Origin of the sequence: Acidovorax sp. SUPP3334 (genome assembly GCF_030159055.1) — a bacterium.
Classification (GTDB): domain Bacteria; phylum Pseudomonadota; class Gammaproteobacteria; order Burkholderiales; family Burkholderiaceae_C; genus Paracidovorax.
The window spans coordinates 1-17,006 of sequence record NZ_BQXQ01000033.1; the positions used below are offsets into that span (position 1 = coordinate 1).

Here is a 17,006-nt window from a genome sequence, read left to right on the forward strand (position 1 = left end):
GGTCGTGAATGCTTTGCTCTGCGGCCCCGCATTGCGGGCACGCCAGCCTGTGCTCGCCACAGGTGACCTTGAAATCAATGCGCCGTTTGGCCGTCTTGAGGTCCACCTCGCTGACCGACCACGGTGCATGCAAACCCAGCGCCGCCGTGAACAAGGTCTCTACACCAACGCTCATCTTCTTGCCTCCGCTTCAGCCCAGCACTATCTCATTACCCCGCATGTTCCCTGAGGTCAAGTTCCACTCGAAACGGCATAGAGCCGCAAAGGGGCGGTTTGTGCAACAAAGCCCAGTAGCGCGCATTGAACCATCCTATGGAAAAGAGAATGCATGTTAGTGGGCAAAGCGTGGCTATTCATGCGACACAATGCCCGCCATATTCAAATATCTAAAGGGAGAAGAATGATTGCACCAGCCACCCAAAAGCTCGATGGTTTCCTCGTAGCACTTTGCTTTGCTGTTTTTATAAGTACTGTAGGCGCCACGGCAAAGGCGGCGCCTCAACCACCAAATGCAGAGCGCACCGTCAAGAAAAAGCACTCTACAAAGGTAAAAAGCACTACCCAAAAAAGCACTTCCGAAGAGTCGAAGGCCGAGCGTGATCGCAGGATGTACAGGGAGTGCAAGGGCCGCCCCAATGCCGGGGCATGTTTGGGATACACCAGCAGATGACTGCCGGTAAAGTTTTGGACTTAAAACGCGTCGCGTCCCGACAGTCTTGCCACAACACGCAAGTCGGGTCCTATTGGATCAACCGAATGAAATGCCAACGCATCACCATTTGACAAAGCTGATATGTCGGGACGACGCGCGATTTCGCGCCCTGACCCCAATAATTTCGGCGCTAAATACAGCAAAATTTCGTCAACCATCTTCGCCCGAAGCATTGCGCCATTGAGCAAGCTCCCTGCCTCCATGTGCACCTCATTCATTTGAAGGCGGCCCAGATCGAAACACATGGCAGCAAGATCGACTTGGCCCGATGCGTCAGGGAAATGCAACACCGTCACTCCACGTGAGGCCAACACGGCTTCTTTCTCAAGATTTCGAACTGCCGTGTAAATAAAGACACTGCGTTCAGGCCTGAACAAAGCTGCGTCCAAAGGCATCCTCAACTGGCTGTCCAACAAGATCAGGGACGGTTGGCGATGAGTGCTCACCTCCCGCACATCCAACCTTGGATCGTCCGCCAGCACCGTACCAATTCCAGTCAGCACCGCACAAGCTCGGGCTCTCCAGGCATGGCCATCTGCACGTGCCAAAGTTGAAGTTATCCATTGACTTTCACCAGTGTGGAGAGCCGTTACACCGTCGAGAGACGCTGCGGACTTCATCCGAATCCATGGACGCTTCCGGATCATGCGGCTGAAGAATCCGATATTCAGTTCTCGAGAAGACTCGGCCTCCAACCCAACCGATACAGCAACTCCTCGCGCAGCCAACTTCTGAAACCCTTGCCCGGCCACTTCTGGATTTGGATCGGTGATGGACGCGACCACTCTTGCCACCCCAGCCTCCGCCAAGGCATCGCAACAAGGTCCAGTCCGCCCCTGATGAGCACAAGGCTCCAATGTCACATAAGCGGTTGTGCCTTCCACCGAAAACCCATGCTCCCGAGCATCGCGCAATGCCATGGCTTCTGCATGCGCTTCGCCCACCGCCTGGGTAGAACCTCGTCCAATCACCTTGCCCGCAGTGTCAACAATGACACAACCAACGCGGGGGTTCGGAGATGTGCGAAAGAGGCCTTCCTTCGCCAACCCCAAGGCCATCGCCATGTAGGCGGAGTCTGAAATCATCTACGTGTACCCCTGTGAAACTGTGCACATACCGCTGTGAAACCGTGAATTCTGCCGCCAAACGGTCGGCCTCAAGGGGCTAGCGGCAGAGGCAATAAGGGCGGATTTACGTAACATTCGTGCATGACATCTTCCGCCTTGTTACCAATTAGTTCGCTTCGCCTCACACCATTCTCTGCCCAACAGAAAGCTCGCAAACATCAGGGCTTTACCCTGATTGAAGTGCTGGTAGCGATCGTGATCATGTCTTTTGGCATGTTGGGCCTGGTGGGAATGCAAGCATTCGCTTTGCAATCAAACAGAGAGGCTAGATTGCAGGCGCAAGCAGCAATGCTGGCAAGGGAACTCGCAGAAATGATGCGAGGCAATAAAGAAATCGGCGTAAAAACCGCACCGGCTGATAATCCGTATTTAGTTTCGCTTTCAAGTGGCGCTATGGTTGCGGCCACCCCTTCTTATTGTCTGAGTGTTGGAAATGCCGCTACAGGCTGCACTTCCGCAACTGACATTGCAAATGCAGAGATGACCGATTGGTTAGCACGTGTTGATAACCTCCTTCCGGGAGCGCGCGTAGTTATATGCTTCGACAGTGCTCCTTATGATAGCAACGGCATACCCCAATGGTCATGCAACACTTCTGGAACAAATGAAATCGCAGTTATCAAGATAGGTTGGACAAGAAATTCCACAGACAGAAGCAAAACTGGAGCTGATGTGCTTGAACAAACCAGCACTACAGGCAGTACTCCTTATATTATTTTTCCAGTTACCAGCGGAAATGCAAGTGCCATATGAAAAATAATATTAAACCAAACTTTCCAGCTTTTCATAAAAGGCAAACAGGATTGACTCTGATTGAGTTGATGGTAGCAATGGTCATCAGCTTGCTAATTGTACTTGCCGCTGTTGCTGCGCTTGTCGTTTCCCGCCAAGGTTTCAGCAGTGTTGATACAGCCTCACAAATTCGCGATAACAGCCGATTCGCAGTCGATCTTATTCAGCGCCTGGGTGTTCAAGCAGGATATAAAGATGTGAGGGATGCGGCTACACCCTTACCAAACGCCACTGCCGGAATTCAATCAAATCCACCACCAAATATTTATGGAATCAATAATAAAAAGCGCAGCCAAACAAATGCTTGGGATGAAAGCTCAGATTGGTCATCATCCGAAGTAGGCAGCGGTAGCGATATTCTCATTATTCGAAATCAAGCGAGCCAACTATCGCCTACTGCCACGACCTCTGACGAAACCATGATCGACTGCATGGGCAATGCGCCCTCGGCCGTCCCGATAGACCGGTACGACCGGATGATCAGCATTCTTCATGTCGGCGTCGGCGATGATGGCGAACCGTCGCTCATGTGCACTTATGTATCTTCATCCGGCAGGCTGAAAGCGGAGCCATTGATCAGGGGTGTAGAGAACTTTCAAGTTCTTTACGGCGTAGACGGCATTGGACCAAATAACGCCACCTTACCCGCGAGTTCAGCAAGCTCCCCAGAAAATGGGCCAGAGCGTTACTTAAGAGCCGACCAAATTACCAACGCTTCAAATGCCTTAGTTAGCTATTCAAATTGGCAACGCGTCAGAAGTTTACGCATAGGTATGGTCGTAAGAGGTCCGTCTGGCTCTGCTGTTGATAAAAGCTCACAGACTCTATATCCAATGGGTACGGGCAAAGGCTCAAGCTCTGGGTCTATTGGGAGTGGATTGGCTGACTCTACAAATGATCCAGGCACGGTTGTGATCTCCAACGATGGACGATTGCGCCAAACAGTCACTTTTACTGTTCATCTGCGCAATTACCAACAAGACAATTAACCAGATTATTGTTATGAAATCAGCACATGTGCATCAGACGTCAAAGGAGCAAGGTGCCTCTTTGATTGTGGTGATGCTTATTCTCGTCATTGTTTCTATCTTAGGCATATCAGGAGTACAGATATCCATGATGGCGGAGCGAGGCACACGAAACGATCGAGACACACAGGTCGCTTGGCAAGCAACTGAAGCTGCTTTAATGGATGCAGAATTTGACATCCTAGGGCAACCAGCAACTTTCACCAACAAACGCAATAGCATCTTCAAACGAGGGAGTACTGAAATTGCGCAATTCGTTTCTGATTGCGGCAATTCCGGGAACAGCACCGGTTTATGCAGTCTTAAAGCGGCAGGCCAACCTGCGTGGTTGGCTGTTAACTTTCTCTCTACAGACACCAATAAACCTACAACAGAATTTGGACAATTCACGGGAAGGACGTTCCCATCCGGAGCAGTCGGAATTCAACCGGCACGACCTCCTCGGTATGTCATAGAACCTATTCCTGAGCCATCGATGTCCAGAACGACAAATCCGGCTGATATTAAATATATCTACAGAATCACAGCAATGGGATTTGGCCCGAACGAAGACACCCAAACTGTTTCCCAAGTAATTTTTAGAAATTAACGAGGCCGATATGGAATTAAATATTTTTTTAAGGCCTGCAGCAAATAAAGCAAAAAAGAGACTGATGAATTTACGAAATGTTTTCCGACGCCCTCGCACCAAATTGATTGCATGGGCATTTTTGCCGATTACGGCGACGGTTTCTTTCTTAGCTTTTGGCACCGACACGCCCCCTGCCATACCTGCAATTAATATATCTGCAGACCCTCTTTATGCAGCAGCAGCAGTAGATAAGCCTACTTTAGCTTTGGCTTTATCCGTTGAATACCCTACGGTAGGTTCACAGTATCCCTCGGGGGGAACTACAGACAGCACCTACTCCAATCTTCAAGAATATCTTGGATATTATGACGCAGAAAGCTGTTATGTGTATAACGATGCGCCCTCTGAGCCCCCATCTGCTGGACTGACGACTGCAGATTACAAGCGTTTTGATCGCAGCGGTGCAGCAACCAGTCGGAAGTGTACAGACGCCTTCAGTGGCAATTTTTTGAACTGGGCAAGTAGTTCAGCCATCGACATGTTGCGCCTTGCCTTGTCAGGAGGTGATCGCTACATTGATATGGCGACATCAAATTCTTCCCTTACGATCTTGCAAAGAGCGGTTATACCAAATGGTGATCCGGTCTGCATGTGGAACACTAGAAATTTTCCGGCGAAACAGTTGCAACGTGATGGGAGCGCTGCCGGAACTTACTGGGGAGCAGTGCCTGCAGCGATGATTACTGCTGCCAATGGAAATGATATATGGGTTGCAAATACCTTAAACCGAATTTATTTCGGCACTTCCAATACTGGTGATTGCTCTACAGGACCTGCATCCTATAAGTTAGGCTCTCCCACAGCGACCTCATCGGTTGGTCCGATTACAACCAATTCAAGTGCATTGCCTTCCGGCATGACATCGTGCGGCAATGAGGGTAACATCTGCAACTTTAGTGGAACTAAAGAAGTTTGGTATGGGGTAAGAGTGGGCTTCACTAATTACTGGAAGGTCGCACCTGCTTCTAATGGCGTAGCTTGTTCAAATGACGTTTTCGGCGACCCGAAAAACGGAACAGCCAAACAATGCTATTACAGAAACTATTCCGGCAATTGGACCCCGCCCGCTGCAACTGGTTTGAACAGCGATGGGTTCTTTTATGCGCGTGTTCAAGTATGCAACACAAGCTCAGGCACCTTACAAGACATTCGCACTGCATATAATTTATGCAGGCAATACCCTAACGGCAACTATAAACCTACTGGCGTGATTCAAAAATACAGCGATCAAATGAGGCTTGCCGCATTTGGTTATCTAATGGATCAAACAGCAAGCTATAATAATGGCCGTTATGGCGGTGTATTGCGCGCGCCTATGAAGTATGTTGGCAGCAAGACTTTCAACACCACTGGGCAAGACAATACTGCCAGCGGCGGAAATCCCAACGCCGAGTGGAATGCAAATACTGGTGTTTTCTTATCCAATCCAGATAACGACAATACGCAAACACCAAATATAAGTGGCGTCATCAATTATTTGAATAAATTTGGGAGGACTGGCCCTACCCCTGGACGCTACAAAATTTATGATCCAGTGGGGGAATTGCACTATGAGACACTAAGATATTTGCAAGGTTTGCAGCCAACCGATGCCGCAATTGACAACATAACAGCAGAAATGTATGACGGATATCCAGTTTACAAAAAATGGGCAGACCCTTATGCCAACAGAAGCAATGCCTCAAATTACTCTTGCCTTAAGAGCAATATAGTCGTAATTGGCGATATCAATACCCATGACGGCAATAGATTTCCTAAACCGGACGCAGCAAATAATATTCCAGATATCAACGCTTGGCGCGGCGTAGTACAAGCCTTTGAAAAAAATCAGTCAGTGAGTTATAAAGATGGGGAAAATATTTCCCGTACCACAGGCAATCCGAACGGTGCCAATAGCAGCGTTCCCACCAACTCCCAGACTAGCCAGATCATGGGTTCGGCTTATTGGTCTCACACGCATGACATTCGTGGGGCTGACTGGACTGCTGCAACCGATATGCAGCGCCCAGGTTTAAGAGTAAAAACGTTTCTGTTTGACGTCAATGAGTACGGCGCACAAAACAATGCATCAACTCGCCGGTTTGCAAACCAATTTTTCATGGCATCAAAGTACGGTGGCTTTGAATCTAATCCAGCCAATTCCGACGCCAAACCCTACAACACGTATGGAAATCCCTTCAAGCGCCAGGACGGAACAGATGACAATAACGTCTGGCAAAAATCAAGTGACCCTGGTGAAGCGGGAACGTATTACCTCCAAAGTAGTGCTCGCGGAGTATTGTCGGCTTTTGACGAGATTTTCAAAAACGCATTTACTCAAGCCAGAAGTATTGCAGGCAGTGCTTCTGCGTCAACGACCATTAACAGCTCGTCTGGGAGTGTTGTATATTCGGCGAAATTTGACACGAGCAATTGGAGCGGTGACGTTATTGCAGAGCCAGTGAACGCTTCTGGTTCCAGTCTTGTTTTGGGCACACAACTCTGGAGTGCGGCGGATCGCCTTTCGGTCATGGCGTCCCCCGCAGTCAATCGAAAGATTTATGTGGGCAATACAGCTGGAAATGCAAATTCGGTCGCATCGGATTTCACTTGGAGCACTATTGAAGTCTCTCTCCAAGCCTATTTGAATAAAACTGATCCTACCGCTCCAGCGGATGGGCAAGGTCCAGCACGGGTCAGTTTCTTGAGAGGTGACAGAAGTAAAGAAGGTAGCCCTTTCCGCGTTAGAAGTTCATTACTTGGAGATATCGTCAATTCGAGTGTTGTATATTCCGGCGCACCGACGGCAGCCTATTCAGGTGCGGCCTATACAGCATTTCGAAATGCGTATAAAACTCGGACCCCTGCTGTTTTTGTTGGTGCAAATGACGGAATGCTTCATTCTTTTAATGCAACCAATGGGAATGAGCTCTTTGCCTATATTCCAAGCTGGCTGGGCCACAAGCTTTCAGCATTGACAGATCCAACTTATTCGACAAGTCATCAAAGTTATGTAGACGCATCACCAGTTGTGGCAGAAGCGCAGGTGGCATCTAATGGCACAGCTTCCGACTGGAAAACAGTTTTAGTATCAGGAACAGGCGGAGGTGGTTCTGGCATTTTTGCTTTGGATGTATCTGACCCCGCTAATTTCACTGCAGCCAATGTAATGTGGGAATTTAAACGGTCTGATGAAAAAGCCGATAGCATGCATATGGGACAGATCATTGGGAAACCGCAAATTTTAAAATTTAAAACCAGCGGCAGCTCCAGCACCGCTACTTATCGTTGGTTTGCAGTTGTAGCAAGTGGGGTCAACAATTATGTACCAGATGTAAATGGGAGATTTAGTACTACGGGGGAACCGGCTCTTTTCCTATTGGCTTTGGACAAACAACCTGGTACTGCTTGGACATTAGGCACTAACTACTTCAAGATATCACTTCCCATCGATGAAACCCTGAAGGCAACTAACGCGACAGGGCTTGCCAATTTTCAGCCGCTGTGGGGCAGCGCCGGTGAAGTTACGCAGATCTATATGGGTGATTTTCATGGCAATCTTTGGAAATTGGACTTCTCAAAGAATCTTGCCACCACGGATTGGAATATAAGTAAGCTAACAGCGTTCAACAAGGGCACGACAGACTCCTCTACACCATACCCCTTGTATATCGCCAAAGATGCAAACGGCAAAGTTCAACCAATCACTGCTGCTCCAGCGATCTTCTCGGGACCAGCAGTTTCTGGGTTAGAAACTTTCTACGTGACTTTTGGCACCGGCAAGTATCTGGAAACTGGAGATAACACCTCGACAGCGACGAACAGCTTCTACGCGGTATATGACAATGGAACCACTGGCGCAGACAGCTCGCAAGCCGGTGCTAGCGTTATCAATGGCAGAGCGCGTTTAAAACAAGGCTCTGTGAATACCGGTACAAGAGTAGTTACGGTAGGGGCATTCAAATGGGGTAGAGCCATCTCCGATACTGATACGACACAGCGTTCAGGCTGGTATTTCGACATGCCAACTGCGGGTGAGAAGCTGGTCAGTGCCATCGGTGACCAAGGTAGTCTTTACGCTACCTTTAACACCATCATTCCTGGCGCTACCGGGGCTACCGGAACTTGCACGAATACGCCAGGCGACAGCAATGCCTACGTTATTGATATTGGCGAAGGCTCAGGAACATATAACCGATCACCTGTCGGACTGTTAGGACCAAGCATATTTTTTGAGACTGATGCCACTCCCGCGCCACTTGACAGTACCGGTCGAGGATGGAGGACCATTACTAAGCGGAGTACTACGATTGGACAAGCGGGGGCAAGCACAAGCACCCAAGTAGTTAGCTACACGGAAGCAGTGGGACGACTGAGCTGGCGCCAGATCAATAATTATCAAGACATGAAGAATAAGAAGGCAGTTCCATGATGATTTTCCGAAAGAACTGCGGGTTCACATTGATTGAACTCATGATCGTGGTAGCGGTAATCGGTATTTTGGCGGCCGTTGCCTATCCTGCTTATAACGACTCCATTTTGAAGGGCCGCCGAGCCCAAGGCCGCGCTGCCCTGGCAGAACTTCTCCAACAGCAGGAGCGATATATGACACAGAAGAACTGCTATCTGGCATTCAGCAACAGCGGGGGAACTGCTACACCTCTAGCACCCTCTCCTTCTACAGCCTGTGGTGGAATAACTGCCACTGGCGTGCCTTTCAAGACATTCTCAGGAGATGGAAATGCTGCATCAGCTGCCTATCTGTTGTCTGCCAATACTTGCCCAGGCGCTGGGAGCAGTACCTTATCTATTTCTCAATGTGTCAGAGTAATCGCGACCCCTGTTAAGTCGGACCCTGCAGTTGGTAATTTGGAGTTGATGAGCAATGGGACCAAAAGATGCACAGGAACTACTACCAATCCCAAACTATGCTGGCCATAATATGAAATTCAGATTTCAGCATGGCTTTACCCTGATCGAACTGCTAGTGACATTAGCGGTAGCGGGCGCACTGCTACTTGTAGCAGTTCCAGGATTTCAGGCATTTCAACGAAACTCCCAATTAACATCGCTCATCAATTCTTTGCTTGTGGCAATTAATACAACCAAAGCAGAAGCAATGAAGCAAAATGCTAGTGCTTTTGTCGTACCTTCCGATGGAGCTAATTGGGCTAATGGTTGGACAGTTTTTGTAGATAAAGACCGCAATGGAAAGTACAGTGCAAACGAGGACATTACTGTGATGGTACAAGAAGCACCTGCTAGCTACTTTAGCATTTCAGGAAATGGTACTTCAGGCGACACCGTTCCATATATTAAATTTGACAGCTCTGGATTTTCCAGAACCACATCAGGATCATCAGCTGCCAATCTCACACTAACAATAACAAGAAATGATTTAACTGGAGCCAAGAAAACAGAAGAAACTCGGCGAATCATTATCTCAAAAAGTGGTAGGGCAAGGTCTTGCAGCCCATCTAGCGACTCTAGTTGCACCACTACAGCTTCTGAATAATAGCCTTGATTTTTTAATAGCGTAGAGTGAAAAACCTTCCCACATCCAGCCTTCACTTCATAGTCGCATTTTTTTTAACGTTATTTATTTCAGGTTGCTCGAGCCTACCTGCAGAAGTCCATCGACCCGTCTCTCAAGCATTAGCTCGCCCAGGAAATACTGTTCTATCCAACATAGTCGACGAACAGCGTCGTCATTCGAGCGCGCGCCATGACTCAGGCTTCCTCCTGCTAAGCCGCCCACAAGAGGCCTACAGCAGCCGCCTGGCCCTCGTAGAAAACGCCCAGAAAACCCTGGACCTTCAGTATTACGCCATCCACGCCGACGCCAGCAGCGAGCGATTGCTGCGAGGCGTAGTCGCAGCAGCCCGCCGTGGCGTGCGAGTTCGGGTATTGCTGGACGACTTTCACAGCACCGGGCGCAATGCGTTGGTGATGGGCATGGCGTTCCAGCCCAACGTCGAGATGCGCATGTTCAATCCGGTCGCGGGGCCTCGTGGTTCGATGCTGGGGCGCCTTTGGGGCTCGGTCACCGACTTTTCCAGGGTGCAGCAGCGCATGCACAACAAGCTGTTCATTGCGGACAACGTCATGGGGGTGGCGGGTGGGCGCAACCTCGGCGACGCTTATTTCGGCAATGCCGAGTCGGGCAACTTCGTGGACGTGGACGTGCTGGCGGTCGGCCCGATCGTGCAAGACCTGTCGCGCAGCTTCGACAGCTATTGGAACAACGAGCGCGCCTATCCCGTGCAGTCGCTGATTACGCAACAGGAGCTGGCTCGCTTGCGCGAGCAGACGACGAAAGCCGCCGGGGCTACGCAGCCCCATCAAGGGGACGGCAACGACAACGACAGCGACGACTTGCCGCCTCCCGCCAGAGCCACCCCAGACACCAGTGGTTCACGGGGCGACGGCCCAAAGCCCCCCGATGGCGAACCGCGCCCCTCCCACGACGGCCCGACGCAGACGCAGCGCAACTGGGCCTGGAACCAACGGCCCATGGATTTGAGCACCGCCGCTTTTGTGTGGGCACCTGCCGTGATGCTGGCGGACCGGCCCGCAAAAATCCCTGCGGAAGGGGAGAGCGCAGCCCCTGCCGCGGACATGAAGCCGGGTGCTGCGGTGCAGGTGAGTGCTACCGACTCCCCTTCGGCAGGCGGCAAAGCCACGACGGCAGCAGCGCCACGCGCGCAGGCGCTGCAAGCTTCTGCGGAGCATGCGGCGCAAGGCGATACCGTAGTGGACGGCCTGTTGCAGCTTTTGGCCCAGGCCCGCCAGGATCTGCTCATCATCTCGCCCTACTTCGTGCCTGGCGACGATATGAAAAAGGCTTTTGCCGAGGCGCGCGCGCGCGGAGTGCGGGTGCGGGTGCTGACCAATTCACTGGCCTCCAACGATGCACCGGTCGCGCATGTGGGTTATGCGCGCCATCGCGAAGAATTGCTGGCGATGGGGGTTGAGTTGTATGAGTTGCGCAGCGAGCAATCCGGGCTCAAATCGACGTTTGGCTCCTCCGGAGCCACCGCCACCGGCGAGTCGCGGTCCATGCTGCACTCCAAGGTGCTGGTGCTGGACGGCCGATTGCTGGTCGTCGGGTCGATGAACCTGGATCTGCGGTCGCAACTGCAGAACACCGAAATCGCCCTGCTGATCCAGAGCCGCGCACTTTCGCGGATGGCGTCCGAGCAGATCGAGACAGCGATGCGCGAGGGCGCCTGGCGATTGGAGAAGACCGACAAAGGCCTGGTCTGGCGCGCTCCGCAGGGCAGCGGCCTGCCGGATGCCACGACCGATCCCGATACAGGCCTGGGCCTGCGTCTGCTGCTGAAGCTGCTGGGGCCGTTGGCGCCTGATCATCTGCTCTAGCGCCTTGCTCGCAGCAACGCAGACGCTGAAGTAGGCCGCTGCGATCTCAGAAGGATCACGGTTTGTGATCGAAAGCAGCCCTTGATCCGGATTGCTGATGCACCCCACCCTACTGCCGTTGCAGCCACTCCGTGATCTCCCGCTGGTCCGTCATCGTTCGCACTTGCTGATAAGCGGCCTCACCTTCAGGAAAACGACGACGCAGCAGATTGAGCCATTGCTTGAGGCGCCCTGCCCGCTGGCGTGGCTCCAGGTCTTCACAGACGAGCCGCCAGAAGTCGGCGATGTGCGGCTGCAATGCCGCCCAAGTCAGCGGCGGGGCACTCGCGTTGCCAGCGTCCGCTGATCGAATCGCAAGTGCCAAACCGGGGTCCGCGACGATGCCGCGCCCGAGCATCAGCGCATCGCAGCCTGAGGCCTCGCGGCAGCGCTGTGCATCGGCCACGGTCCAGATCTCGCCGTTGGCGACGACGGGGATAGAGACGGCACTCCGTATCGCAGGAATGTGCTCCCAATACGCCGGGGGCCGGTAGCCATCCATCTTGGTGCGCGCATGCACGACCAGCTCACAGGCGCCGCCAGCCTGCATGGCCTGTGCACATTCACGGGCCAAGGACGTGTCGTGGTAACCCAGGCGCATCTTGGCGGAGACCGGCAAATGCGGCGGCACGGCCCTTCGTACGGCATCCACCACGGCCGCGATGCGGTCCGGCTCTTTGAGCAGTGCCGCGCCTCCGCCATGCCGGTTGACCACATTCGCGGGGCACCCAAAGTTCAGGTCGATTCCCTCGGGGCCCAGGGCAGCGAGGCGCGCGGCGTTTTCCGCCATGCTGACCGGATCGGAGCCCAGCAACTGGGCTCGCACCGGCACGCCCGCCAACGTGCGGCCACCGTTGCGCAATTCGGGGATATAGCGCAGAAACACCTTGTCCGGCAGGAGCGTTCCTGTGACGCGGATGAACTCGGAAACGCAGCGGTCGACGCCTCCCACACGGGTCAGCACATCGCGCAGCACGAAGTCGAGAAGCCCTTCCATCGGAGCGAGCAGCAAGGTCATGACAACATGGATTTTTGAGGAGCGCGAAAGCCCTGACCACCGATTCTCGTGAAACCTTTCACCAAGCGTTTCAGGACGGAATTCAGACGACCTCGCCTGGCGCAGACATCAGCCGGAAAAGGAAGGTCACATCGGCTTTGAATCAGCAAAAAGGTCAGCATAACGGCTGCCCCTTGCGTGGCTCCGGCGCGATCTGCCGGCACGGAATGCGAGCGCCCCGCTGCGCAGGGCGCTCCATGGCTCAGCCCAGGATCTAGAAAGCGCCCTTCGGCAGATCGATGCCCTTGCCGTTGAGCTTGACCTGACCAGATTCCATCTTCACCACGCTGACCAGGTTGTCGCTCTCCTGGCGCACGTAACCGGCCGCCTGGGCCATGCCGATCATGGCGTCCATGTCTTCGCTCTTCATGTCCTTCTGGCCGACGGCCTGGGCAATGGGTGGGAGCCAGGCCTTGGGCAAGCGCATGCTGGCGTTCAGCGTCGACCCCTTGATCAACGACGCTTGCCAGCCGGCCTGCGCCACCTCTTCAGCCGACGGTGCGCGCTGCACCTCGGCGCCGTATTCGAGCTGCCCCTGCTGGCCCTTGTACGTGGCCAGGATCTTCATCGAATAGGCAGGAAGAGCGGCAACGAGACGGGGTGCGCTTTCCTGCAGCAGAGTCAGCCAGCGGTCTTCCACCTTGGCTGCTGTCTTCGCCACGCCATCGGTCCGGTACTCCTCGATCAAAGCCTGCTGCAGTGCCTTGATCGTATGGATGTCGATGCGCTGGAACTTCTCTTCGAAGCCGATGGATTCGAATTCGATGGGCCCCACGCTGCCTTTGCCGTTGAGCGAAGTCGCGATGTTCCCCGTCGGGCCGTTGTTCTCGATGGTCGATGTTCCGGCAACGTCTTTCAGCGCCATGATCGAAGTCACCGCACCACCGGCTGCCGGCGTGCTGCTGGCGTCGATCTGAGCGAAGCGCATCGTACCGGTACCTGGGGCGAAGAGCCACATTCCGTCGATCACCTGGTATTCGAACTTGCCGTCCATGCCCTTGAAGCCGAAGGTGATGCGGGAGGCCGGTTTGGCTTTTTCTTTTTCTTTTTCCTCTTCGTCTGCCTCGTCGTCCTTTTCACCGGGCGTGCCTGGCAGGCCGACCATCGACACTTCGGGCCATTGGAAGGTGCCATTGACGCGCGTGCGGTCGCCATTGAGGGTCATTTCGCTGACCATTTCCTGCCAGCGCATCGTCATCTCTTCGTTACCGATCTCGCCTGCTGGCACCAGGAAACGCAGGTCATGCTTGCCCGACAGATGGTGTACGGTGGTCAGCGTGGGAGCGGTCACCTTTTCCAGCTCCTTGGTGACCTTCGGGTCCAGCCCTTCCAGCGCAAACCGGGAGTCGACCACGGCGGCCGCCAGACGGCGCCCTGCCAACGGGCCATGGTGAACCGTGCTGTCCACGACCAGGCGCAATGGCGATGCGGGGGGGACGTTGGCATCGGCCTTCGCGCTGGCAGCGGGCGGCGTCCACTGCAGTACCAGCTTGGCTTGCGAGGTGAAGAAACCCTTGCGGTATTCCTCGGACACGATGGCTTGCGGACCGACAGCCTTGCGCAGTTCGACCAGCGCCTCTTCGTAGCTCGCCTGGGCACGTTGCCCCATGTACCAGGTAACACCGCCATACGCGACGACCACAAGCGCCACTGCGGCGCCGATTGCTGTTTTCTTGTTCATTGAATGTCCATCAAAAATGAGTTCTCCCCCTGGGCGAAGCCCGCGAGAATACCACCGCCCCCCCCCTGCAGGACTGCACGCACTTTGCGATGGGTGCAGCCGGTATGCCTGCCTGGCCGCGATCACGGACCTGAGGCGGCGGGCGCGGCCAGCCAGCCTCGGCGAAAGGGGTTACCCCTGCGTCATCGCCTCGTCACGCGACTGCGCTGCAATCAGGCCTTCGCCTGACCCTTAGCCCTTTCCATGCTGCTCCTGAGAACCGACAAGGCCCGCCTGGAACTGTCTCCCGGCGTGCGCACGCTCAGCCTGCGTGAACGCTCCTTATTGCTGCTGGCCGATGGCCGGCCGCTGAAGGATCTGCAGGCCATGTACAACGGCATCGGCGCCCAGATCGTGGAGCAGCTGATGCGCCAGGGTTACCTGGCGAACCCCGGCGCTGCGGCTGGGCAAGCCGACGCGCCCGCTGCCTCGATCGATGCGCCTGCGCCATCGAATGCGCTGCGCTCGCTCGCCGGCGCTCGCATGTACCTGTTCGACATTTGCGAGCGCATGTTCGCCCGCCGCAACGCCGATCTGGCCCGCCACTTCCATGAAGCGCTTCGTGGCGCACGCGATCGCGACAGCATGCTGGATGTGAGCGAAGCTCTGCTGGACGAGATCACCCTGCTGGCCGGCCCCGAGCGCGCCGCCGCCGTGAGGAAGCGCATGGACCAACTGCTGCCAGCCTGAACGCAACGGCCAAGCACTGCGACAGCGACCGGCAGGCGCTTCGCGGCGGCTGAAAAACCCAGCGATCAGGAAGCTGCAAGCCGCCAGAGCGAAGTGCGCTCTGCCGAGCGCGCTGCATGCAGCGGGTCTGCAGGGTCCATCGCCTTCGCATGGCGGGGTTGGACCTCATGGCGATCCACCACCTGCAGGCCCGCGCCTGCGATCCATTCGAGCAATTGCGCCCGGGAGCGCAGGCTCAGGTGCTCGGCCAGATCGGACAGGATCAGCCACCCCTCCCCTCCCGGAGAAAGATGGGCCTTCAGGCCCGTGAGAAAGCCGCGCAGCATGCGGCTGTCCTCGTCGTACACGGCATGCTCGATGGACGAACTGGCGCGGCCGGGCAGCCACGGCGGATTGCACACCACCAGCGGCGCCTGGCCGGGAGGAAACAGATCGGCCTGCAGCACCTCGACCTTCGACGCCAGGCCCAGCCGCTGCACGTTGTCGCGCGCGCAGGCCAACGCACGCGGGTCCTGATCGGTCGCTACGATCTTTTGCACGCCACGCCGGGCCAGCACCGCCGCCAGCACGCCGGTGCCGGTGCCGATATCGAAGGCGAGATCGGTGGCGGGCAACGGTGCCTGGGCGACCAGATCCACGTATTCGCCGCGCACGGGCGAGAACACGCCGTAGTGCGGATGGATGCGGAGCGGAGCCTGGGCCGTGCCAAGCGCCGGAATTTCAACGCCCTTCTTGCGCCATTCGTGCGCGCCGACCAGCCCCAGCACTTCGCGCAGCGAAACCACGCAGGCCGTGCCATCGGGCTTGCCCCAGGCTTCGGCAAAGGCTTCCCGCAGATCGGGCGCACGGCGCAACGCGATGGTGTGGTCGCCCTCGACCGGCACGAGCACCATGCCCAGCAGCCGAGCGCGTTGCGCCTGGGACTGCCGATGCAGATGGAAGGCATGTGCGGGCCCCACCGCTGCGGCGGCCGCGGCACTGGTCTGGGCCTTGCGGCCCGCCTTGGCGGCCTTGGGCTTCTTGTCCGCGCGGCGCATGAGCGACTGCAGCAAGTGACGAGCGTTCTGGAAGTCGCCGCGCCACAGCAGGCCCGTGCCCTCGCATGCCAGCCGGTAGGCCGTGTCTGCCGCGAGCGTGTCATCGGCCAACACCACCCGGCGGGGCGCGGCGGCACCGCTTTCGCTGCGCCAGGGCGCAGAGCGGTCCTCGCCGTTCTCGGTCCAGTGGATCATGCGGTGCAATGCAAAAAAGGGGTGGAAAGTGATGGGCTTGGCGGGCTTGGGCGGATCAGTTCAAGGGGCGCTTGAGACGCACTTCCTCGATCTTCACGCCGCCGACCACAGCGGTCTTGGCCGTGGACATTTCGCGCTTGAAGCCGGCCAGCTCGTGAAAGCGCAGCGCGCGTTCGTTGCGCAGCGGCACCCAGGCGGTGACGTTGGTGCAGCCCTCTTCCTGCAGGCCGTCGCGAGCGGCGTCCCACAGAGCCACGCCCACGCCCTGGCTCCAGTGCGTGGGAGCGGCGTAGATGGCCCAGATTTCACCCGTCGTGGGGCGGGATTTTTCATCGCGCGAGCGGTCGAAGCCGACGAAGCCGACGATCTTGTCGCCGTCCACCGCCACCTGGACCTGGGGCTCGCAATACTCGATGGCTTCGCGCCAATAGGCTTGGCGCTTTTCGACCGAGGAAAGGGATTTCAATTGGTCGTCGGGCAACAAGCCACGGTACACCTCGGCTGCGGAAACGGTATGGATCTGTGCAATGGCTTTGGCATCGCGAAGCGTGGCGGGACGAACCTGGATACTGGACATGGAAAAAACGGAACGAAACAGGGGATGAAAAAACGAAAGGAG

General features: G+C 55.4%; 14 protein-coding genes. 9 read left to right on the top strand and 5 right to left on the bottom strand.

Annotated elements, in window-relative coordinates; genetic code table 11:
- Positions 1 to 328 precede the first annotated feature (328 nt).
- Positions 329 to 670, top strand: coding sequence for a hypothetical protein (locus AVHM3334_RS17560; RefSeq protein WP_349816629.1), 342 nt, complete (start codon positions 329 to 331; stop codon positions 668 to 670).
- Between the two features lie 20 nt (positions 671 to 690).
- Here AVHM3334_RS17560 and ribD read toward each other — a convergent pair whose 3' ends face one another.
- The gene (gene ribD / locus AVHM3334_RS17565) at positions 691 to 1,797 is read right to left on the bottom strand and encodes a bifunctional diaminohydroxyphosphoribosylaminopyrimidine deaminase/5-amino-6-(5-phosphoribosylamino)uracil reductase RibD (RefSeq protein ID WP_284414429.1); all 1,107 of its coding nucleotides are present in this window, start codon (positions 1,795 to 1,797) and stop codon (positions 691 to 693) included.
- A 123-nt stretch (positions 1,798 to 1,920) separates the two neighbouring features.
- Here ribD and pilV point away from each other — a divergent pair, with 123 nt between their 5' ends.
- The 7 genes from pilV to AVHM3334_RS17600 are packed head-to-tail and all read left to right on the top strand — an operon-like array spanning position 1,921 to position 11,649.
- Positions 1,921 to 2,592 (top strand): type IV pilus modification protein PilV, encoded by a 672-nt coding sequence (pilV, locus tag AVHM3334_RS17570; RefSeq protein ID WP_284414431.1) that lies wholly within the window; start codon positions 1,921 to 1,923, stop codon positions 2,590 to 2,592.
- On the top strand, positions 2,589 to 3,620 hold the full coding sequence (locus tag AVHM3334_RS17575) for a PilW family protein (protein ID WP_284414433.1): 1,032 nt from the start codon (positions 2,589 to 2,591) through the stop codon (positions 3,618 to 3,620). The genes pilV and AVHM3334_RS17575 overlap by 4 nt, the downstream gene beginning before the upstream one ends.
- A 13-nt stretch (positions 3,621 to 3,633) precedes the next feature.
- Entirely contained in the window at positions 3,634 to 4,248 is a 615-nt protein-coding gene (locus tag AVHM3334_RS17580; RefSeq protein WP_284414435.1) for a pilus assembly PilX family protein, read from the top strand.
- A gap of 10 nt (positions 4,249 to 4,258) precedes the next feature.
- Entirely contained in the window at positions 4,259 to 8,701 is a 4,443-nt protein-coding gene (locus tag AVHM3334_RS17585; RefSeq protein ID WP_284414437.1) for a pilus assembly protein, read from the top strand.
- Positions 8,701 to 9,210: a type IV pilin protein gene (locus tag AVHM3334_RS17590; protein ID WP_349816630.1), complete on the top strand. Its 510-nt coding sequence runs from the start codon at positions 8,701 to 8,703 to the stop codon at positions 9,208 to 9,210. Before AVHM3334_RS17585 ends, AVHM3334_RS17590 begins: the two co-directional genes overlap by 1 nt.
- Positions 9,155 to 9,784: a GspH/FimT family pseudopilin gene (locus AVHM3334_RS17595; protein WP_284414441.1), complete on the top strand. Its 630-nt coding sequence runs from the start codon at positions 9,155 to 9,157 to the stop codon at positions 9,782 to 9,784. The genes AVHM3334_RS17590 and AVHM3334_RS17595 overlap by 56 nt, the downstream gene beginning before the upstream one ends.
- A 26-nt stretch (positions 9,785 to 9,810) precedes the next feature.
- Positions 9,811 to 11,649, top strand: coding sequence for a phospholipase D family protein (locus AVHM3334_RS17600; protein ID WP_502869933.1), 1,839 nt, complete (start codon positions 9,811 to 9,813; stop codon positions 11,647 to 11,649).
- Between the two features lie 109 nt (positions 11,650 to 11,758).
- Here the strand turns inward: AVHM3334_RS17600 and AVHM3334_RS17605 are convergent, their stop codons facing one another.
- Together AVHM3334_RS17605 and AVHM3334_RS17610 are read right to left on the bottom strand one after the other, a co-directional pair.
- A complete protein-coding gene (locus AVHM3334_RS17605) occupies positions 11,759 to 12,706 on the bottom strand; it encodes a tRNA dihydrouridine synthase (protein WP_284414443.1) in 948 nt (315 codons plus the stop codon).
- A 253-nt stretch (positions 12,707 to 12,959) separates the two neighbouring features.
- The gene (locus tag AVHM3334_RS17610; RefSeq protein WP_284414445.1) at positions 12,960 to 14,426 is read right to left on the bottom strand and encodes a YdgA family protein; all 1,467 of its coding nucleotides are present in this window, start codon (positions 14,424 to 14,426) and stop codon (positions 12,960 to 12,962) included.
- A gap of 243 nt (positions 14,427 to 14,669) precedes the next feature.
- Between AVHM3334_RS17610 and AVHM3334_RS17615 the strand changes: the two genes are divergently transcribed.
- The gene (locus AVHM3334_RS17615; protein ID WP_284414447.1) at positions 14,670 to 15,155 is read left to right on the top strand and encodes a hypothetical protein; all 486 of its coding nucleotides are present in this window, start codon (positions 14,670 to 14,672) and stop codon (positions 15,153 to 15,155) included.
- Between the two features lie 65 nt (positions 15,156 to 15,220).
- Here AVHM3334_RS17615 and AVHM3334_RS17620 read toward each other — a convergent pair whose 3' ends face one another.
- Both AVHM3334_RS17620 and AVHM3334_RS17625 read right to left on the bottom strand, forming a co-directional pair.
- Positions 15,221 to 16,387 carry a methyltransferase gene (locus AVHM3334_RS17620; RefSeq protein WP_284414449.1) on the bottom strand — a complete coding sequence of 389 codons (1,167 nt, stop codon included), beginning with the start codon at positions 16,385 to 16,387 and terminating at the stop codon, positions 15,221 to 15,223.
- Positions 16,388 to 16,442: 55 nt separating this feature from the next.
- Entirely contained in the window at positions 16,443 to 16,964 is a 522-nt protein-coding gene (locus AVHM3334_RS17625; RefSeq protein ID WP_092744242.1) for a GNAT family N-acetyltransferase, read from the bottom strand.
- Positions 16,965 to 17,006: the final 42 nt, after the last annotated feature.